The following is an 18,911-nucleotide window of genomic DNA, read 5'->3' on the forward strand; positions in this document are numbered from 1 at the left end:
GCGGAGCGGGGCTTGTGGCGGTGGCGGGCGAGCAGGTGAGTCGGCATGCGGATAAAATAACATGTTCCTATTTTGTTCTCAACTGGGCGCAAGGAGGAGCTCCCGCCCGGCCCGGCGCCGACGGTGGCGGCCGCATACCGCCGGGGCCGGGCCGGTGCGGTCCGGCCGGACGGTGATGTCTAAGCGGTTAGGATGGGGTGATCACCTGCTCCAGAACCTGGAAGAACCCGGGGGCGGCATGCGCCTCGATCCAGGGTTTGTGGCCGCAGCGCTGCAGCAGATGGAAACGGAAATCCGGAAGCCTTTTGCGCAGGGGAAGCTCAACGCCAGCGGCCGGATGAGGATCGTGATCGCCGTGAAGGGCGGCAACCGGGCAGCGGATCCGCGCGGCTTCGCGCAGCAGGGCGCCGGAGCGGCGCAAGCCGGCGGCTTCCGGCCAAACTGTCTCAAAGATGTGCCGGTCAAATACTAGGGCGCTCCGGCCCTGCGCTGCGGGCGCATAGGCTTCGGCTTTCTCCAGCAGCTGCAGCGCCCGTTCCAGTCCCCCCGGCGTTTCCATGCCGGTGCCGCGAAACAGGCCGTTCAGCTCCTCCTGCTCTGACGGCCGCAGCCGGGCCTGCCGGGCCGCGCCGATGCCGGCAGCATATTCCTCCGCAAACGGCGGGCACCCAATCAGCACCAGCCGGGAGACAAGCTCAGGGTGCTGCGCCGCCAGAAGGCAGGCGAGCCAGGCGCCCCAGGAAAAGCCGATCAGTATCGCAGGCCCGGCGCATGCCGTTTCCAATTGCTGTTTCAATTCACGGATCTGGCCGGCAACGGACGCTTCAGCCTGCCACGGCTCCAGCACTCCAAAGCCGCGCGCTGCCAGTTCTTGCGCCACCGGGGCCATTTCACCCGCCGCGCCGGGGCCGCCATGAATCACGGCTGCCGTGAAGGGCGCATTGCCATAACGCCGGACAGCGCGGGCTGGCGGTTTCATCCGCCTGGCAGTCCGGCCGCGCTCATCCCTCGCGCGGGACAACCGGGCCGCCTTGCTTGGCCCATTCGGTGAAGCCGCCTTCCAGATGCACTACAGGCTTCAGCCCCATCTCCATCGCCGCCCGGGCGCTGAGCGCCGAGCGCCAGGCGCTGGCGCAATAGAACACATAGGTCTTGTCCTGATTGAACACCGGCTTGTGATAAGGGCTGTCCGGGTCGATCCAGAATTCCAGCATGCCGCGCGGGCAGGAAAAGGCGCCGGGAATCATGCCGGAACGCTGCAGCTCGCGGATGTCACGCAAGTCGATGAAGACATAGTTCTCGTCGAGCACTTTCTGCTTGGCCTCCTCGACGGCCATGGTTTCCACCAGGCTGCTGGCCTCGGCCAGCAGCGCCTTGACGCCCTTGGTGATGTTCTGCGGCATTGGTCTTGCTCCCCGGTTGCACGGAGGGCAGGCTGCCGGGTTTGGCGGCCAGGCGCAAGAGGGCTGGGGCCGGAGGCGGCAGTGCTTACCAATTGTAAGGGCTGGCAAAACCGCCCTGCGAGATCCAGGCGTCAAAGCCGCCTTGCAGAAAGAAAACCCGTTCCAGCCCCATCTCTGCTGCCGTGCGGGCCGCAAGTGCGGAGCGCCAGCCGTTGTCGCAGTAGAAGATGAACAGCCTGTCCTCGGCAAACACCGGCTTGTGATAAGGATTGTCCGGGTCGATCCAGAACTCCAGCAGGCCGCGCGGGCAGGAAAAGGCGCCGGGGATGACGCCGGTCCGCTCCATTTCGCGGTTGACCCGCAGGTCGACAAATTGCGTGTCCCCGCAGCCGTGCAAGGTAAGCGCATCACCCGGCAGCATGGCAGGCACGGCCTTCCCGGCTTCGGCAATGAGGTCTTTGGAACTTCTGATCATCGTCATGGGCCACTCCTTGTTTGTTGAAATTTTCTCAATTTTGACGGCAATTTTAATGATACCGCAAAGGGTGGCTTGCTCCTTTTGATTGTGGTGCACTTGGTTAACGCGCTGAGCCGGCAGAGGCGCGCCGGGCACCGCAGGCGCTTGCGCTTGCGGCCTGGCCGGTTAGGGTCCGCTGCAAGGCGAACATGAGAAAGGTGGACGCGATGAAAATGAACCCGTTGGGACGCACCGGCATGACGGTTTCCGAGCTGTGCCTGGGCACGATGACATTCGGCACGCAGACGCCGGAGGCGGAGGCTCATGCGCAGATCGATATGGCGCTGGCGGAAGGGGTGAATTTTGTCGATACCGCCGAGATGTACCCGGTCAATCCGGTCAGCGCGGAGACCCTCGGCAACAGCGAGCGCATCATTGGCAACTGGAATGCGCGGACCGGGCGGCGGGGCGACTATATCCTGGCTACCAAGCATTCCGGCGAGGGGATGCGGCATGTGCGGGACGGGGCGCCGATCTCGTCCGAAACTATTGGGCCCACCATCGAGGCGTCGCTGAAGCGGCTCAAGACGGATTACATCGACCTCTATCAGTTCCACTGGCCGAACCGCGGCAGCTATATGTTCCGGCAGAACTGGACCTATGATCCTTCGCGGCAGAACCGGGAGGAGACGCTGGCCAATATGGAAGATTGCCTGGAGGCGCTGCAGCGCGAAGTGGAGCGCGGGACCATCCGCGCCTTCGGGTTGTCGAACGAAAGCGCTTGGGGCACGGCGCAGTGGCTGCGGCTGGCGGAGGAGAGCGGGGGGCCGCGGGCGGCCTCGATCCAGAACGAATATTCGCTGGTTTGCAGGATGTATGACACCGACTTGGCGGAGCTGAGCGTCAATGAGGATGTGGGGCTCCTGGCATTTTCGCCGCTGGGCACCGGGCTTTTGACGGGTAAGTACCAGGGCGGGGCGGTGCCGGAAGGCTCGCGCAAGGCGATCAGCCCGGAGCTGGGCGGCCGCCACTCGCCGCGGGTCTATGATGCCGTTGCGGCCTATCTGGAGGTTGCAGAAAGGCACGGGCTGGACCCGGTGCATATGGCGCTGGCCTGGTGCCGGACGCGGCCTTTCATGGCCTCTGCGATCTTTGGCGCGACCCGTCTGCCGCAGCTGGAGCATCTGCTGAAATCGGTGGAACTGGAGCTGAGCCAGGTGGTTCTGGACGACATCAATGCAGCGCACCGGGCGCATCCGATGCCCTATTGACGCAATCCGGCGGTGCTCCCGCGCCCGCAGGTGCCCCGGCTGCGCCGGAACCCTTTGGCGGCCTTGGGCCAGGCTCAGCGCCTTAGGCGCTGAGCCTGGCCCAAGGGGAGCGGTGCATTTTCAAATGCGCCGGCGACGGGCGGGAGAGCTGTCTTTGTTTGATTTGCTGAGAAGCGCTTCAGGGGCAGGTCTGCCCTGAAGCGCCGTTGCAATTGTATCTTTGGTTGCGCGTCAAGGGTGAACGGCGCTTGCGCACCGCCGCTGCGCGGCCCTTGACCCGCGGAAGGAGTCAGTGCGCTGTGGGGCGGGCCTGTTCCTGGCGCAGATCGCGGGCCGAGGTGCCATGGGCGGTGCGGAAGGCGCGGGCGAAACTCGATTGCGAGGTGAAGCCGGTGGCGATCGCCACCTCCATCAACGGCATGTCGGTGTCGGTGACCAGGCGGCGGGCTTCGGCCAGGCGCAGCTGCAGGTAGTGATCCTGCGGCGTGGTGTTCAGCCGCAGCCGGAACTGCTGCTGCAGGCTGCGCGGGCTGGTGCCCAGGGTCTCGGCAATGGCGCTGAGCGGCATCGGCTCGTCCAGAGCTGCCTCCATCAGCGCATTGGCCTTGGCGGTCAGTGCATTGTGCTTGTGGCCGCCCAGGCGGCTTTGCGGGCGCGGCTCGGCAGAGGCGCCATCGTAGAGAAACAGCCCGGCCACACGGGCGGCAAACCCGGCGCCGTGGCGGGCGCCGATGATGTGCAGCATCATTTCAATCGCCGGGGTGGCGCCGCCTGAGGTCAGGCGGCCCTCGGACACCGTGAAGCGATCGTTGCGGCAGTCGACTTCGGGGAAGCGGCTGGCGAAGTTTTCCAGGTCCTCCCAGTGGTTGGTGGCCGGGTGACCGTCCAGAAGGCCTGCTTCGGCCATCAGCCAGGGTCCGCCGTCGATGCCTGCGATGGTGGCACCGCTGGCGGCGATCCGGCGCAGGCCTGCTAGCAGGCTGGGGGTGGCGTGGCGGGCCAATTGGAAACCGGCCACGATGATCAAAAGCTCGCAGCCCTCCAGCCGTGCCAGGGGAAACGAAGGCACGGTGAGGCCGCTGGTCAGCATCGGCGGTTCATTCGTGGCGCTGACATAGTCCCAGTCGAAAGCAGCCCGCCCCGCCAGCCGGTTGGCGGCGCGCATCGGGTCCACCGCGGCCGCAAAGGACAGCGTGTTGCATTCATCCAGAACCAGCACTGCTGTTTTGAGCGGCCGGTTCTCGGGCTGCAGGATGTTTTTTGCGGATTTCATCAACTTCGATTCGCCTGGTGTAAACTGTGCCGCAAAAGGCTGCGGCAGAGTCGGTCCCAGCGCAAATCAGAATCTGGGGAGGAGCCTGGGGATAACCCGCGGCAAAACCCTGTACATCGAAGGGAAAAGCAAAATGCCTCTGGAAATGAACCGGGAAGTCTTCATCACCTGTGCCGTGACCGGGTCCGGCGGCACCCAGGACCGCAGCCCGCACGTGCCGCGTTCGCCCAAGGAAATCGCCGATAGTGCCATTGCCGCGGCCAAGGCCGGCGCCGCGATTGTGCACTGCCATGTGCGTGATCCGGAGACCGGCGTGCCGAGCCGCCGCCTGGATTACTACCGCGAGGTCACTGACCGGATCCGCGACGCCGAGGTCGATGTGGTGCTGAACCTGACCGCAGGCATGGGCGGCGATATCGTTTTTGGCGGCGTTGAAAACCCGCTGCCGCCTGTTGATGGCACCGACATGATCGGCGCCACCGAGCGCGTTGCCCATATCGCTGAATGCCTGCCGGAGATCTGCACCTTGGACTGCGGCACTATGAACTTTGCCGAAGCCGACTATGTGATGACCAACACCCCCGGTGCGCTGCGGGCGATGGGGCAGATGATGACCGATCTGGGCGTGAAGCCCGAGATCGAGGCGTTCGACACCGGCCACCTGTGGTTTGCCAAGCAACTGGTGAAAGAGGGAATCCTCGACAGCCCGGCGCTTGTGCAGCTGTGCATGGGGGTTCCGTGGGGCGCGCCCGATGACCTCAACACCTTCATGGCGATGGTCAACAATGTGCCGGATGACTGGACCTTCTCGGCGTTCTCGCTGGGCCGCAATCAGATGGCCTATGCCTCGGCTGCGGTGCTGGCGGGCGGCAACGTGCGAGTCGGCCTGGAGGACAATCTGTGGCTCGGCAAGGGCCAGCTGGCCGAGAACTGGCAGTTGGTGGAGCGCGCAAACACCATCGTGTCGAACATGGGCGCGCGGGTGATCGGCCCCGCCGAAGTGCGCGAGAAGCTGGGGCTGACCAAACGCGCGCCGGCGGCGAAGTAAGCGTTCGAAACGGGGGGTGATATGCGTGCAGCCCCTGTACACCCCCTGCGCACCGCCGCGCTGCGGAACGAGGGCGGATTGGGGGCTAGCCCCCAAACCCCCAGGATATTTTTGGCAAGAGGAAGAACCGGGCGGTTCTCATAAGGAAATCACATGAAGACAGCAGCAATCATCGGCGGCGGGGTGATCGGCGGCGGCTGGGCCGCGCGGTTCCTGCTGAACGGCTGGAATGTGCGGGTATTCGACCCGGACCCGGAAGCGGAACGCAAGATCAGCGAAGTGCTGGGCAATGCGCGGCGCTCCCTGCCGGGGCTGGGCAATGTGGCGCTGCCTGCGGAAGGGCTGCTCACCTTCCATGAGACCATTCAGGAGGCCGTGGAAGGTGCCGAGTGGATTCAGGAGAGCGTGCCGGAGCGGCTGGACTTGAAGCAGAAAGTCTATGGCGAGATGCAGGCCTATTGCGCGCCGGATGCGGTGATTGGCTCCTCGACCTCGGGCTTCAAGCCGTCGCAGCTGCAGGACGGGCGCGAGGCGCCCGGGCAGATCGTGGTGACCCATCCCTTCAACCCGGTCTACCTGCTGCCGCTGATCGAGCTGGTCACAACCGAAGCCAACTCGGCGGGCGTGATCGAGCGCGCCAAGGAAATCATTTCCGGCATCGGCATGTACCCGCTGCACCTGAAGAAAGAGATCGATGCCCATGTGGCCGACCGTTTCCTGGAGGCGGTTTGGCGCGAGGCGCTGTGGCTGGTGAAAGACGGCATCGCCACCACCGAGGAGATCGACAACGCGATCCGATACGGCTTTGGCATCCGCTGGGCGCAGATGGGGCTGTTTGACACCTACCGGGTGGCCGGCGGCGAGGCCGGCATGCGCCACTTCATGGCGCAGTTCGGGCCGTGCCTCAGCTGGCCCTGGACCAAGCTGATGGATGTGCCGGAGTTCACTGACGAGCTGGTCGACCTGATCGCAGGCCAGTCAGACGCACAGTCCGGCCATCTGGACATCCGCGAGATGGAGCGGATCCGCGACGACAATCTGGTCGGTATGATGCGGGCGCTGGGCGCCAACAACTGGGGGGCGGGCGAACTTCAGAACGCCCATGACAAGGCCCGGATGGGCGAGGCGGGCTTGCCGCGCTCGATCGATCAGCTGAAGGACCTGAGCCAGCCGGTCTTGACCCAGAACCGTGTGGTGCCGCTGGATTGGACCGATTACAACGGCCATATGAACGAGGCGCGCTATCTGGAGGCTTTCTCGGAAGCGACCGACCGGATGATGGAGATCATCGGCTGCGACGCGGAGTATGTGGCGAACGGCGGCAGCTATTTCACCCTGGAGACCCATGTGCGCTACCTGGATGAGGCGCTGGCCGGCGATGCGATCCAGGTGAAGACCCAGGTGATCCAGGGCGAAGGTAAGAAGATGCACCTGTGGCACGCGATGTATGCAGGCGAGCGGCTCTTGTCGACCGGCGACACGCTGCTGGTGCATGTGGATTTGAAGACCCGCAAGTCCTCGCCGCCTGCGCCGCATATCGAAGCCAATCTGGTGAAACTGGCCGAGGCCCATGCCAGCTTGCCTGCGCCTGAGGGGCTGGGGCGTGCGACGGGAGCACCGCGATGAAACGGGTTCTGATTACGGCCGGGGGTTCCGGCATCGGCCGCGCGATGGCTGAAGAGTTTGCCGCTGCGGGGCATCAGGTTTGGGTGACCGATGTGAACGCGGGGAGCCTGTCGGATATCCCGGCGGACTGGCGCAGCACCGTGGTGGATGCGACTGATGAAGCGGGCATGAAGGCGCTGTTTGCCGGGATCGCCGAGGCCTGGGGCGGGCTGGATGTGCTCTGTGCCAATGCGGGCATCGCCGGGCCGACCGCTTTGGTCGAGGACGTGGAGCTGGCTGACTGGCGCGCCTGCGTCAGCGTCAACCTGGAGGGCGCGTTCCTGGCGGCGAAATACGCGGCGCCTTTGATGAAGGCGGCCAAGGCGGGCTCGATTGTCATTACGTCTTCGACGGCCGGCCAGTACGGTTACCCGAACCGGGCGCCTTATGCAGCGGCGAAATGGGCCGTGATCGGGCTGATGAAGACGCTGGCGATGGAGCTTGGCCCCTTTGGCATCCGCGCCAACGCGATTTGTCCCGGTGCGGTGGAAGGCCCGCGGATGGAAGGGGTGCTGGAGCGCGAGGCCGCGGCCAAGGGCATGACCCGGGACGAGGTCTATGCGGGCTATGCTTCGGGCACCTCGATGGGCAGCTTTGTCGAAGCGCGCGATATTGCAAATATGGCGGTGTTCCTAGGCTCGGAAGCAGCGCGGCTGGTGTCGGGCCAGGTGATTGCGGTGGACGGGCACACGGTGAACCCGGACCCGAAGGTGTGAGGCTTCAGGCGCCCCTCTGGCGAGGCGCTGGCTGCTAGTGGCTCAAGATGCTGCCGCATCTTGAGCCTGGGCGCTCCTGCGGCGCGCTGCCCGGCCGTTGGCCGGGCTTTTCCTTCAGTTGCTGTTAGCTGCTGATGGCTGCCCGCAGCGCGCGGAGGCGGCCGGGCAGCTGCCGCGCGGTGATATCGGCCTCGCGTACCAGGTTGTCGAAGTGGCTGGTGAAAGTGGCAACCCGTTCCTTGTCGCGGAAGGCGAGGTAATGGGTGCCCGCGTAGAACACGCAGAGGAGCGGGCCGAAAACGGTGAGCGGCGAGGAATAGAGCCGCTTGGCGTCGAACAGGTAGATCCTCAGGCGCGGGTAGAGCTGCTCGCAGAGGCGTTCGAACTGCTGCAGCTGTTCGAGGCGGACTTCCAGCGGCAGGCCTTCGTAGTAGCCGACCGCATGGGCAAAGCTGTCGAGCTCATAGAGCGGCATAGCGATTTCATAGTCCGACGGCGACTGGCGCATCCAGGTAAGCCGGTCCTCGGAGGCGCCGATAGCCTGGTCGGCGGTGCGGCCGAGGTGCGGCGAGTATTCCCACTCCAGCAGAGCGCGGGTTTTCAGCATATCGGGCAGCGCCGCGGGCACATGGCGGATCTTGTAGCCCTGCGCCTCCTGATGCCACTCGAAGATCCGCTCATCCACCAGCGCCCGGGGCGCTTCGGTCAGGGTGAGACTGGAGGCGAGCAGTTCGGCGGCGCTTTCGGGGCGGTCGGAGAGGCTGAGCAGCCAGTCGGCGGAGACCCCCAGCGCGCCGGCGCAGGCGCCGACCACATGGGCGTTGGGCAGCCGTGCGCCCTCATCCGTCAACAGCTGCGAGATGGTGGATCGGTCGACCCCGATAGCGCGGGCCAGGGCGCTTTGGCTGAGGCCGCTGTCGCGCAACGCCTTGTTCAGCCTTTGCCGGAATTGCTCGGCACGCACCCGTTTGTCGATATTTTCTATCATATTGTGATAAATATCACGATTGATGGATTTTGTTAACTGCATTCGGAATTCTGCACAACCGCTTCTCAAGCTACTCTGGTTTCAAGCACTTATCCAAGAATTTCAGGAGGCAGTATGGAAACGCGCAAGCGCTCCATTGTGAAGGCGGTGATTTGGAACATCATGGGGCTGGTCTCCATGACGCTGGTGGGCCTGGCGGCCACCGGCTCGGTCAAGGCGGGCGGTGTAATGGCGCTGGTCAATACCGGTATCGGCTTCACGATCTACCTGATTTACGAGCGGGTCTGGGCACAGATCAGCTGGGGGCGGCGCCATGTCTGAGAGCTGCCGTGACTATATGCCCCGCAGCATTGAATGGGGCACGCTGGCGCTGATCCTGGGCTGCCACGCGGTTTGGCTGGCGGCATTGTGGCTGCTGCCCGGCGTCAGCCTGCTGCTGGCAATTGCCGTAATGGGGCTGATGGCGGCGCTGCATTCCTCGCTGACCCATGAGGCGCTGCACGGGCATCCATTCCGCAGCCGCTTTCTCAACGAAGCGCTGATGTTCTTCCCGCTGACGCTGTTCATTCCCTACGGCCGCTTCCGCGACACCCATCTGGATCACCACCGGGACGAACTGCTGACCGATCCCTATGACGACCCGGAAGCCAATTTCCAGGACCCGGCGGTCTGGGCGCGGCTGCCTGGCTGGCGCCGCCGGCTGCTGCGGGCCAACAACACCATGCTGGGGCGTGTCGTAATCGGGCCGGTGATCGGGCAGATCAGCTTTATGCAAGGCGACTGGCGGCTGGCACGTGCAGGCAATCACGCGATTACCCGTGACTGGATTCTGCATGCCATTGGCGCCGCGGCGGTGATCTGGGTGGTTGCGCAATCGCCGGCGCCGTTGTGGGCCGCGGTTCTGGCGGCCTATATCGGGCTGGGGCTGATCAAGGTGCGCACTTTCCTGGAGCACCGGGCGCATGAGGATTGCCGCGGCCGCACCGTGGTGGTCGAAGACAAGGGCTTCTGGGCGCTGCTGTTCCTCAATAACAACTACCACATCGTGCATCACATGCATCCGGGGGTGCCCTGGTACGCGCTGCCGCGGCTCTACCGCGCCCGCAAGCCGGAGTTCGTCGCGGCCAACGACGGCTATGTCTACCGCAACTACCTGCAGATTTTCCGCAACTACCTGTTCCGGGCCAAGGACCCGGTGCCGCATCCGCTCTGGCAGCAGGGGGAATAAAGGCGCATAAGCGGGAGCATGTTAGCCTGGATTCCCGTATCGATTGCCGCTGCCTCTTTTCAGACCGTGCGCTTCATGCTGCAGAAGGTCCTGAGCAGCGTTACCCTTTCGCCGGGCGGAGCCACCTTCGCCCGGTTTGTCTATTCCCTGCCGTTCATTCTGGCCGGGCTTGCGGCTTACCTGGCGGTGTCCGGGCGGGAACTGCCACAGCTGGGGGCGGTGTTCTGGATGTTTGCCGCCATTGGCGGCACGGCGCAGATCCTGGCGACTGTGTGCGTGGTTGCGCTGTTCAAGCAGCGCAATTTTGCGGTGGGGATCACCTTCAAGAAAACCGAAGTGATCCAGACCGCGATTGTCGGGCTGGCGGTGCTGGGCGATTCGGTGTCGCTGGGCGGCTGGATGGCAATCCTGATCGGGCTGACGGCGGTGCTGGTCCTGTCCAAGGCGCCGGATGCGGACGGGCCCTGGTGGCGGCATCTGACCAACCGCGCCTCGCAGCTGGGGCTGGGGTCAGGGGTGCTGTTTGCCTTTTCCGCGGTCAGCTACCGTGGTGCCTCGCTGCAGCTGGGCGATCTGGAACCTGCCTTCCGGGCCGCGGTGACGCTGGCGGCGGTGGTCTCCTTGCAGACGCTGTTTATGCTTGCTTGGCTAGGCTTGCGGGACCGGGGCGAGATTGCCCGGGTGTGGGCTGCGCGCCGGGTGGCCATCTGGGTGGGGTTGACCAGCCTGGGCGGCTCATTCTGCTGGTTCTGGGCCTTCAGCTTGCAGAATGCGGCCTATGTGAAGGCGGTGGGGCAGGTGGAGCTGCTGCTGTCGCTGCTGGCGTCGGTGCTGTTCTTCAAGGAGAAGGTCACCGGCCGGGAGATTGCCGGCATGGGGCTGCTGGTGGTGTCGATCCTGGCGCTGGTGCTGGCCATTTAGGGCGCTGCACCTGCGGCGGGGCGGCCGGAATTCGGCGCGAATTCCGGCTCAGAAAACATGTGTTTTCCGGGACGTTTCCCGCGCCGGGAAACGTTACCCGTCGGCGGGCATCGGGTAGCCCTTGAGACGCAGGAACAGGCTGGCCTCGTCATTGTTGTGGAAATAGGGCACGCTCTGCGGCGGCTCGGCGTCCCGGACGCGGGCGGTGACTTCGGCCAGAACCACCTCGGTGATGAAGGGCAGATCGAAGCTGCGCACCTCGCTGAGCGGAATCCATTGCAGATGCGACAGCTCGTCCGAGGCCTGCGAGAAATCGTCCAGATCACCAGTGACCTGATCGGCATCGACCAGGAAGAAGCGGGCATCGAACCGGCGCGGGCGGCCCGGAGGGGTCAGGGCGCGGAATACGAATTGCATTGCTTTGGCTGAGGGCACATGGCCGGTGGTGGCAAAGCTCTGCCAGTCTTCGGGTATCTCGCCGTCCCACGCCCCGCGTTCGCCTAGGATCAGGCCGGTTTCTTCCCACAGTTCGCGCACAGCAGCGACGCTGAGGGCGTGGTGCACGCCTGCGGGGGCCTTGTCGGCAAGCCGTTCCTGGCACAGGGGCGAAAGCGGCGAGGCCAGGGTAATCTGCGCGTCAGCCGGATCCACAGCACCGCCGGGGAAAACAAATTTGTTGGGCATAAAAGCCGCCTTGGCGCCGCGCTGGCCCATCAGAACCTGCGGGTCTTCGGACATGCGGCCGCGCATGGCGATGACAGTGGCCGCGTTGCGGATCGCAGTCTTGTCGGTGGTGGTCTCGCCGTGCAGATGCGTCTCTGTCATTTTCAATCCTGCTCGTTGCTTGCTGCCTGAGGGCTCGCCTGGGCCGGGGCGTCCTTGCCGAACCCGTGCATCCGCCGCGCCCACTGATAGGCGATGACGATCCCTTTCATCCGCGGCAGAAGATAGAGGGAAGAGAGCACGCAGCCAATCGTGAAAACTGTGAACATCACCAGAGGCTCGGGCCGCCAGGAGAAATAGACCACATGCATCAGCGGCGCCATGATGTGGCCGACTATCAGGATCGTGAGATAAGCCGGCCCGTCATCTGCACGCGCATGTGTAAAGTCGAGGCCGCAGTGGCTGCAGCTCTCGTTCACCTTCAGATAGGAATGCAGCAGCTTGCCCTCCCCGCATTGCGGGCAGGTGCAGCGCCAGCCTTTGGCCAGGGCGGGCCTGGTGGGGCGGTCTGTGTCTGCATCGGGGGCCACCACGGCGGGGGACTCGGTCATGGGAAATCCTGTGTGCTTGCCGTATCTTTGCGCGCTTCGCAGCAGCGGTGAAAGGGGAAAGCCCGGATTCTGCGCCGGTTTGCCGCAACGTGCGCGGCGGAAACTTTTTGCGGATTTCTGCGACGGATCTTCAGTCCCCGCGCGTTTTTCCTTTGCATCGGGCAGCAAGGGGCTGCCGCAGGACAAAGGAAGACGACATGAAACACGTCAAGTTCATCGCCGTGATCGTGGCTGCTGCAGGTGTTGCCGTGGGCGGAGCGGCCCTGGCCAAGGGCTATGGCCATCACGGACCGAAGATGTCCTTTGAGGAAATTGACGCGGACGGCAATGGCGAAGTGACCAAGGCCGAGCTGCAATCGCTGAAAGACGCGCGCTTTGCCAAGGCCGATGCCGACGGCGACGGCAAGCTGACGCTGGAGGAAATGCAGGCGCATGCGCAGGAGCGGGCCAATGAACGGGCAGCGCGGATGCTGGAACGCTTTGACAATGACGGCGATGGCGCGTTGAGTAAGGACGAGATGCCCAAGCCGCGCCGCGCAGGCAAGATGTTCGACCGGATGGATGCGGATGGCAGCGGCGGGATCTCGAAAGAGGAATTCGAGGAAGCCCGGATGCACCACCGCGGCAAGCACCACCATGGGCATGGCCACGGGCACGGGGACGAAACGGAGCAGAACTGATCGCTGAAGCGTGCTGCATAACGGAGAAATATCGCGGCGCCGGACTCCGGGGAGGGGACCGGCGGCCATGAGGGCAGCGGCGGAGGAGGCTTCCGACGATGCGCTTCTGGTGCTTTATGCCAATGGAGACGGCCGTGCGGCAGCAGAGCTGACCGCGCGGCTGAGCCCGCGGGTCTTTGGCGTGGCAATGCGGGTGATGGGAAACCGGGCCGAGGCCGAGGACGTGACCCAGGAGGCGATGCTTCGCTTGTGGAAAATGGCGCCGGAGTGGCGGACGGGGGAGGCGCAGCTCTCGACCTGGCTGTACCGGGTGGCAATGAACCTGTGCATCGACCGCAAGCGCCGCGCCCGCGGCGGCCATGTGGATCTGGATGCAGTGCCGGAGCCGCCCGACCCGGCGCGCTCGGCTGCCGAGGAGATGCAGGAGGGCGCGCGCCACGATGCGTTGCAGGCGGCTCTTATGCAGCTGCCTGAGCGGCAGCGGCAGGCTGTGGTGCTGCGGCATCTGGAAGAACTTTCCAACCCGGAGATCGCCGGGATCATGGACATCAGCGTTGAGGCGGTGGAGAGTCTGACCGCCCGGGGCAAACGGGCGCTGGCGGCAGGGTTGGCCGGGCGGCGCGAAGAATTGGGGTATAGCGATGGCTGACACGGATAAAGCACTGCAAGAGCTCGAGGATCTCTTTGCCGCTGCGCGCGCTGAGCGTCCCGCGGTGCCGGATCGTCTGAGCGCGGCCATCCTGGAAGACGCAGCCCGGGAACTGCCCGGGTCCCGGTCGGCAGCGCCGCGCCGGCGGGCCCGGCAGCCGCTGTGGCGGCAGCTGGCTGAGGCGGTGGGCGGCTGGCCTGCGCTCGGCGGGCTGGCGGCGGCCAGTGCGGCAGGTTTGTGGATCGGCATTGCCCCGCCGTCCTTTGTGCCGGATCCGGTGGCTTTGGCCGGTTATGAGGACAGCAGCACAACGGTGCCGTTTGATAGCTACGACATGGCAATGGTGCTGAGCGAGGATCTGCAATGAGTGCGGAGGGCAAGCCTGGAATGAAACTTTGGCTGAAGCTGCTGCTGGCGGGCTCGCTGGCGCTGAACCTGGCGGTGATTGGTTTGGCCGCGGGCGCGGCCTGGCGGTTTTCCGACAAGGACAAGCATTGGAAACGGCCGCCCACGGTGGGGGCGCTGATCTTCAAGGAGCTGGACCAGGACACCCGCAAGGCGCTGCGGCAGGAAGCCGGCGGCAAGCATGGCAGCTATTTCAAGCGCCGGCACGCAGAGGGCAAGGCGGTGATTGCAGCATTGCGCAGCGAGGCGTTTGATGCGGAGAGCCTGCTGGCTGTCCTGCAAGCCCAGGCGGACGCGCGCCATGCGTTTCAAACCAAGGTGCAGCAGGCCTGGGTGAAAAAGCTGGCGGCGCTGACGCCGCAGGAACGGGCAGCTTTTGCGGACCGTATGGAGGAGCGCCTGGCGCGGCGTGGCGGCTACGGCCGCCGCTAGATCCCGGCTAAGCCGCGGCCAGGCTAGGAGATGCCAGGCTGGACCGTTTGTTTGAAGGCAGCCCCAGGGGCTGCCTTCTATTTTGCAGCCGGGGGCAGGGCAACAGCTGTCAGGCGGCCTGGGTGCACTCCGGTGACAGGGTCACCTGATTGCGGCCGCTGTCTTTGGCGTTGTAGAGCGCCTGATCGGCCTTTTCGACAAGTGCGGCAGTACTGTCTTCACCGCCGCCCATGATAGCTCCGATGCTGATAGTGACCTTGACCGGTTCCGCGGCGCCGGGCACCTGGAACGGAGCGCTGCTGATCGCGTCGCACAGGGCAGAGGCCGCAATGGCCGCCTCGGTCTCGGTAGCGCCGGGCAGCACCGCCATGAACTCCTCTCCGCCGACCCGCGCCAGCAGGTCTGCCGGGCGCAGCACCGCCTGCATGCGGCGGGCAGCTTCGATCAGCACGGCATCGCCGGCCGGGTGGCCGTAAACGTCGTTGATCCGTTTGAAATGGTCGAGGTCGGCCAGCATGACGGCAAATTTCTCGCCTGTTTCGGATGCGGAATGCGCCACCCGGTCCAGGAAGGGCTTGGCATAGCGGCGGTTATAGAGGCCGGTCATCGGGTCCAGGTTGGCCGCCCGCAAGCCGTTGCGGACGCTGTCGCGCATCAAGTCCTTGCGGGCCTTCTGCTGCAGCTGGGTGTTGAGGCGCAGGGCCAGCTCCTCGACATCGAAACCGGTTTGCAGCACATCGTGGGCGCCGCGGTCGAGCGCTTCCGCGGCGATATGGGGATCGGCCGGGTTGGGCACGGCAATCACCACCGACCGGCGGGTCGCGGCGCGGGCGCGCAGGTCGGCCAGCAGGCGCAGGCCGGGGCCGGCCGAGGCCTCGTTCAGTTCGATGATGATGGCATCGGCCACCGGTGCCTGCATCAGTCCCTGGATGTCGCTGATGCCATGGGTGCGCAGGTCATAGGGCAGCCGGTCAGCAAGCAGCCCGCGCCAGGCCATGGCGGTGCGGGGATCCTGGGCCACCAGCGCAACGGAGGCGCTGCGCAATTCTTCGGCGCAGCTGCGGTCGCAATGCGGCAGGATGAAACCATGCGAGGCGTCGCGCTGCAGGTTCAGCTCCTCGGTGGCACTGCGGGCGCGCAGCAGGCTGCGGATGCGGGCCTGCAGGATCACATCGTCCACCGGCTGCTGCAGCACATCGTCGATACCTGCCGCCAGCGCCGCCAGCCGGGCCTGGGCGCCTTCCCAATCGGAAACCGCAATCACTGGAAGGTCGGCCAGCGCTTCGTCCCGGGACAGTTCGCGCTTTACATCGGCGGCGGAGCCGTCTGGCAGGGACATGGCGGTGAGCACAAGGTCTGGCGAGCATTGGCGTGCCGCCTGCAGCACCTCTGAAACGCCGCCGGCCTGGACCACATCGTAATAGGCCGCCGCCAGCTGAACCTTCAGCATGATGCGGTTTGTGGAGACGCCGTCGATGACCAGGATAGTGCCTTGCACGCTGTATCCTTTCGCCCCATGCAATTCCTATGCTGGAGAGTTTTGCTGAGACTGGTTAAGAAACTCTTGCGGATTTTTACTAAATTGGCCGCAATGCGGCAGGAAAGTGGGGAACATGCGGATTTCCGCCGATGGTGCAGAGACGCTGGCGCTGAAGGCTTTGGCCTGGCTGGCCGGAAATGATGAGTTGCTGCCGGTGTTTCTGGGAGCAACCGGTGCCAGCGAAGCGGATTTGCGGGCGCGGGCTTCGGAGCCGGAGTTCCTGGGCTCGGTGCTCGATTTCTTAACAATGGACGACAACTGGGTGGTGCAATTCTGCGATTCCGAAGGGCTGGCCTACGAGATGCCGATGCAGGCCAGAATGTCGCTTCCAGGCGGTGATCAGGTCAACTGGACTTGAGATTGCGGACCTGCGTGCCTAGTTTCCCGCCCGAATCCAGCGGAAGAAGGACCTGCCATGCCCGTTGATGCTTTCCTGTTCGACAAGGACGGAACCCTGTTTGACTTTGCCGCCACCTGGAACGGCTGGGCTGCAGATCTTCTGGAAACCCTCTCTCAGGGGGACGTGTCTGCCAAGGAGGCGATGGCAGAGGTGATCAGCTATGACCTGGAGCGGGCAGCGTTTAATCCGGACAGCCTGGTGATTGCCTGCTCCAACGACGAAGTCGCAGCAGCGCTTGCGCCCTATGTCACGCATATGAGCCTGGCGGAGCTGACCGACTATCTGGCGGTCAGCGCCTCGGATGCAGAACTTGCCCCGGCGGTGCCGCTGGCGGATTTTTTGGACAGCTTGCTGGCCCGCGGCAAAGTGCTGGGCGTGATGACCAACGACGCCGAAGTGTCAGCCAAGAGCCAGCTGCAGAGGGCGGGCGTGCTGGACCGGTTTGCCTTTGTTGCAGGCTGCGACAGCGGCCATGGCGCCAAGCCGGATCCGGATCCGCTGCTGGCGTTCTGCAAGGCGGCAGGCGTCACCCCGGAGCGCACCGCGATGGTGGGCGACAGCCTGCATGACCTGGAGGCTGGCGCGGCTGCGGGCATGCGGCGGATCGGGGTGCTGACCGGTATGGCGCTGCGCGAAGAGCTGACGCCGCATGCGGATGTGGTGCTGCCTGACATCGGCCATATTCCGGCTTGGATCGACAGCTGATCCGCAGGTACCCAGCCTGAATTTGACGCAATGCCGGCGTGCCCTCTTGCACGCCGGTTTTTTGTGTTGCTAACTGGGCATAAGTGTCTAGTGCTTGAGTCTTCCGCCGCTTTTTGTGGAAAACGCGACAAAACGGGTCGGGAACGGACATTTGGCGCGGTTCAGGATTGGGCCAACTGGGTGCTCACAGCGGGAATCTTTTTTACTGGCCGAGGGGAGGTCATCATGTCGGAAACAGGTGCGCGCAAGCGGCGCGGCGGAGGCAGGGCAGGCGCGGCGGCCCGGCGCGGAAGCGCAGCGCTGGAGCAAATGCCCTGGCAGATCCCGGTCAATATCGACCGGCCGATCGAGCCCTTGAGCGAAGAGGGCGTGCAAGCGATCCACGAGGGCGCCATGCGCATCCTGGAAGAGATCGGTGTGGTCTTCCTGAACCCGGAAGCGCTGGGGATCTTCAAAGAGGCCGGCGTCAAAGTCGAAGGCGAACTGGTCAAAATGGACCGGGACTTTGTGATGGAGATGGTGGGCAAGGCGCCGCGCGAATTCTCGATCACCCCGCGCAACAAGGACCGGGCGATTCCGCTGGGCGGCAACAACATCCTGTTCGGCAATGTGTCGTCGCCGCCGAACTACTGGGACATGGAGCTGAACAAGAAGGTGGCTGGCAACCGCGAGCAATGCCGCAACCTGTTGAAGCTGACACAGTATTTCAACTGCATCCATTTTGCCGGCGGCTACCCGGTGGAGCCGGTGGACATCCACGCTTCGGTCCGGCACCTGGATGTGCTCTATGACAAGCTGACCCTGACTGATAAGGCGATGCACGCCTACTCGCTCGGCAAGGAACGGGTCGAGGATGTGATGGAGATGGTGCGGATTGCCGGCGGGCTCAGCCATGAGGAGTTCGATGCCCAGCCGCATATGTACACCAACATCAACTCCACCTCGCCGCTGAAGCACGATTTCCCGATGATCGACGGCTGCCTGCGGCTGGCGCGGCGGGGCCAGGCAATTGTGGTGTCGCCGTTCACGCTGGCCGGTGCGATGGCGCCGGTAACCATGGCGGGCGCGGTTGCGCAGTCGATTGCCGAGAGCCTCTGTGCGATTGCGCTGTTCCAATACGTGCGCCCCGGCACGCCCTGCGTGATCGGCACGTTTACCTCGAACGTCGATATGAAGTCCGGCGCGCCGGCATTCGGCACGCCGGAATATATGCGTTCGACTCAGATGACCGGGCAGATGGCGCGGTTCTACGGGCTGCCGATGCGCTCGTCGGGCGTCTGCGCCGCCAACGTGCCGGATGGGCAGGCGATCTGGGAGACCTCGAATTCGCTGTGGGCGGCGGTGCAATCGGGCACCAACATGGTCTACCACGCGGCCGGCTGGCTGGAGGGCGGGCTGATCGCCAGCCCTGAGAAATTCATCATGGACTGCGAAATCCTGCAGCAGATCGAGCGCTATATGCAGCCGCATATCTCGGCCACCGGCCCCGAGGAAATCGCGCTGGATGCGATCAAGGAGGTCGGCAACGACGGCCATTTCTTTGGCATTCAGCACACTCAGGACCGCTATGCCACGGCGTTCTATCAGCCGTTCCTGAGCGATTGGCGCAACTACGAGGCGTGGGAGGCGGCCGGCGCAACCTGGACAGCCGAGCGTGCGCACAAGATGTTCAAGGAGATCATCGGCGATTTCGAAGAGCCGCCGATGGACGCCGGCATCCGCGACGAATTGGCGGACTTCGTTGCCCGCCGCAAGGCCGAAGGCGGCGCGCCCACGGACTTCTAAGCGTCAAGCCCGGCATGCGGCTACCCGGAAAAGCGGAGGTTTCCCCTCCGCTTTTTTCGTGTTGCGGGAAC

General features: G+C 64.6%; 22 protein-coding genes. 14 read left to right on the forward strand and 8 right to left on the reverse strand.

From position 1 onward, the window contains the following. Positions 1 to 187: 187 nt before the first annotated feature. The 3 genes from RA19_RS21750 to RA19_RS21760 all read right to left on the reverse strand — a co-directional run bounded on the left by RA19_RS21750 (position 188) and on the right by RA19_RS21760 (position 1,884). Positions 188 to 979, reverse strand: a complete 792-nt coding sequence (locus tag RA19_RS21750) for an alpha/beta fold hydrolase (RefSeq protein ID WP_039166899.1) — start codon at positions 977 to 979, stop codon at positions 188 to 190. A gap of 22 nt (positions 980 to 1,001) precedes the next feature. Beyond that, positions 1,002 to 1,403, reverse strand: coding sequence for a rhodanese-like domain-containing protein (locus RA19_RS21755; protein WP_039166902.1), 402 nt, complete (start codon positions 1,401 to 1,403; stop codon positions 1,002 to 1,004). 85 nt (positions 1,404 to 1,488) lie between these two features. Continuing rightward, positions 1,489 to 1,884, reverse strand: a complete 396-nt coding sequence (locus RA19_RS21760) for a rhodanese-like domain-containing protein (RefSeq protein WP_206540297.1) — start codon at positions 1,882 to 1,884, stop codon at positions 1,489 to 1,491. A 203-nt stretch (positions 1,885 to 2,087) separates the two neighbouring features. On the opposite strand from RA19_RS21760, the gene RA19_RS21765 reads away from it, so the two are divergent. Continuing rightward, complete coding sequence (locus RA19_RS21765; RefSeq protein ID WP_039166905.1) at positions 2,088 to 3,131, forward strand: aldo/keto reductase; 1,044 nt, start codon at positions 2,088 to 2,090, stop codon at positions 3,129 to 3,131. Between the two features lie 289 nt (positions 3,132 to 3,420). Here RA19_RS21765 and RA19_RS21770 read toward each other — a convergent pair whose 3' ends face one another. Further along, positions 3,421 to 4,404, reverse strand: a complete 984-nt coding sequence (locus tag RA19_RS21770) for a GlxA family transcriptional regulator (RefSeq protein ID WP_039166906.1) — start codon at positions 4,402 to 4,404, stop codon at positions 3,421 to 3,423. Between the two features lie 133 nt (positions 4,405 to 4,537). Between RA19_RS21770 and RA19_RS21775 the strand changes: the two genes are divergently transcribed. The 3 genes from RA19_RS21775 (at position 4,538) to RA19_RS21785 (ending at position 7,833) form a co-directional block, all read left to right on the forward strand. Continuing rightward, positions 4,538 to 5,452 (forward strand): 3-keto-5-aminohexanoate cleavage protein, encoded by a 915-nt coding sequence (locus RA19_RS21775; protein ID WP_039166909.1) that lies wholly within the window; start codon positions 4,538 to 4,540, stop codon positions 5,450 to 5,452. A 153-nt stretch (positions 5,453 to 5,605) separates the two neighbouring features. Beyond that, a complete protein-coding gene (locus RA19_RS21780) occupies positions 5,606 to 7,078 on the forward strand; it encodes a carnitine 3-dehydrogenase (protein ID WP_039166911.1) in 1,473 nt (490 codons plus the stop codon). After that, entirely contained in the window at positions 7,075 to 7,833 is a 759-nt protein-coding gene (locus RA19_RS21785; RefSeq protein ID WP_039166913.1) for an SDR family oxidoreductase, read from the forward strand. Before RA19_RS21780 ends, RA19_RS21785 begins: the two co-directional genes overlap by 4 nt. 124 nt (positions 7,834 to 7,957) lie before the next feature. On the opposite strand, the gene RA19_RS21790 is transcribed toward RA19_RS21785, so the two are convergent. Beyond that, positions 7,958 to 8,821, reverse strand: coding sequence for a helix-turn-helix domain-containing protein (locus RA19_RS21790; protein WP_039167290.1), 864 nt, complete (start codon positions 8,819 to 8,821; stop codon positions 7,958 to 7,960). 114 nt (positions 8,822 to 8,935) lie between these two features. Here RA19_RS21790 and RA19_RS21795 point away from each other — a divergent pair, with 114 nt between their 5' ends. From RA19_RS21795 to RA19_RS21805, 3 genes are read left to right on the forward strand one after another with little or no spacing between them, the layout of a single operon-like run. Beyond that, positions 8,936 to 9,142, forward strand: coding sequence for a DUF2061 domain-containing protein (locus tag RA19_RS21795; protein ID WP_039166915.1), 207 nt, complete (start codon positions 8,936 to 8,938; stop codon positions 9,140 to 9,142). Positions 9,143 to 9,158: 16 nt separating this feature from the next. After that, a complete protein-coding gene (locus tag RA19_RS21800; RefSeq protein ID WP_446720302.1) occupies positions 9,159 to 10,049 on the forward strand; it encodes a fatty acid desaturase in 891 nt (296 codons plus the stop codon). Between the two features lie 18 nt (positions 10,050 to 10,067). Continuing rightward, on the forward strand, positions 10,068 to 10,970 hold the full coding sequence (locus tag RA19_RS21805) for an EamA family transporter (protein ID WP_039166917.1): 903 nt from the start codon (positions 10,068 to 10,070) through the stop codon (positions 10,968 to 10,970). 93 nt (positions 10,971 to 11,063) lie between these two features. Here the strand turns inward: RA19_RS21805 and RA19_RS21810 are convergent, their stop codons facing one another. Both RA19_RS21810 and RA19_RS21815 read right to left on the reverse strand, forming a co-directional pair. Further along, on the reverse strand, positions 11,064 to 11,795 hold the full coding sequence (locus tag RA19_RS21810; protein ID WP_039166919.1) for an NUDIX hydrolase: 732 nt from the start codon (positions 11,793 to 11,795) through the stop codon (positions 11,064 to 11,066). 2 nt (positions 11,796 to 11,797) lie between these two features. After that, on the reverse strand, positions 11,798 to 12,244 hold the full coding sequence (locus RA19_RS21815; protein WP_039167291.1) for a DUF983 domain-containing protein: 447 nt from the start codon (positions 12,242 to 12,244) through the stop codon (positions 11,798 to 11,800). Positions 12,245 to 12,441: 197 nt separating this feature from the next. Here RA19_RS21815 and RA19_RS21820 point away from each other — a divergent pair, with 197 nt between their 5' ends. From RA19_RS21820 to RA19_RS21835, 4 genes are all read left to right on the forward strand, one after another. Continuing rightward, the gene (locus tag RA19_RS21820) at positions 12,442 to 12,924 is read left to right on the forward strand and encodes an EF-hand domain-containing protein (RefSeq protein ID WP_039166921.1); all 483 of its coding nucleotides are present in this window, start codon (positions 12,442 to 12,444) and stop codon (positions 12,922 to 12,924) included. A gap of 67 nt (positions 12,925 to 12,991) precedes the next feature. Beyond that, positions 12,992 to 13,573 (forward strand): RNA polymerase sigma factor, encoded by a 582-nt coding sequence (locus RA19_RS21825; protein WP_039166923.1) that lies wholly within the window; start codon positions 12,992 to 12,994, stop codon positions 13,571 to 13,573. Continuing rightward, on the forward strand, positions 13,566 to 13,940 hold the full coding sequence (locus tag RA19_RS21830) for a hypothetical protein (RefSeq protein ID WP_039166925.1): 375 nt from the start codon (positions 13,566 to 13,568) through the stop codon (positions 13,938 to 13,940). Before RA19_RS21825 ends, RA19_RS21830 begins: the two co-directional genes overlap by 8 nt. Positions 13,941 to 13,960: 20 nt before the next feature. Then, positions 13,961 to 14,410: a periplasmic heavy metal sensor gene (locus tag RA19_RS21835; protein WP_241479122.1), complete on the forward strand. Its 450-nt coding sequence runs from the start codon at positions 13,961 to 13,963 to the stop codon at positions 14,408 to 14,410. A 109-nt stretch (positions 14,411 to 14,519) separates the two neighbouring features. On the opposite strand, the gene RA19_RS21840 is transcribed toward RA19_RS21835, so the two are convergent. Further along, on the reverse strand, positions 14,520 to 15,908 hold the full coding sequence (locus tag RA19_RS21840) for a diguanylate cyclase domain-containing protein (RefSeq protein ID WP_039167293.1): 1,389 nt from the start codon (positions 15,906 to 15,908) through the stop codon (positions 14,520 to 14,522). A 115-nt stretch (positions 15,909 to 16,023) separates the two neighbouring features. On the opposite strand from RA19_RS21840, the gene RA19_RS21845 reads away from it, so the two are divergent. The 3 genes from RA19_RS21845 (at position 16,024) to RA19_RS21855 (ending at position 18,840) form a co-directional block, all read left to right on the forward strand. Further along, on the forward strand, positions 16,024 to 16,308 hold the full coding sequence (locus RA19_RS21845; RefSeq protein ID WP_039166927.1) for a DUF3572 domain-containing protein: 285 nt from the start codon (positions 16,024 to 16,026) through the stop codon (positions 16,306 to 16,308). A 57-nt stretch (positions 16,309 to 16,365) separates the two neighbouring features. Beyond that, entirely contained in the window at positions 16,366 to 17,055 is a 690-nt protein-coding gene (locus RA19_RS21850; RefSeq protein ID WP_039166928.1) for an HAD family hydrolase, read from the forward strand. A gap of 225 nt (positions 17,056 to 17,280) precedes the next feature. Then, complete coding sequence (locus RA19_RS21855) at positions 17,281 to 18,840, forward strand: trimethylamine methyltransferase family protein (protein ID WP_039166929.1); 1,560 nt, start codon at positions 17,281 to 17,283, stop codon at positions 18,838 to 18,840. Positions 18,841 to 18,911: the final 71 nt, after the last annotated feature.

Origin of the sequence: Leisingera sp. ANG-M1 (assembly GCF_000813745.1) — a bacterium.
Lineage (GTDB): Bacteria > Pseudomonadota > Alphaproteobacteria > Rhodobacterales > Rhodobacteraceae > Leisingera.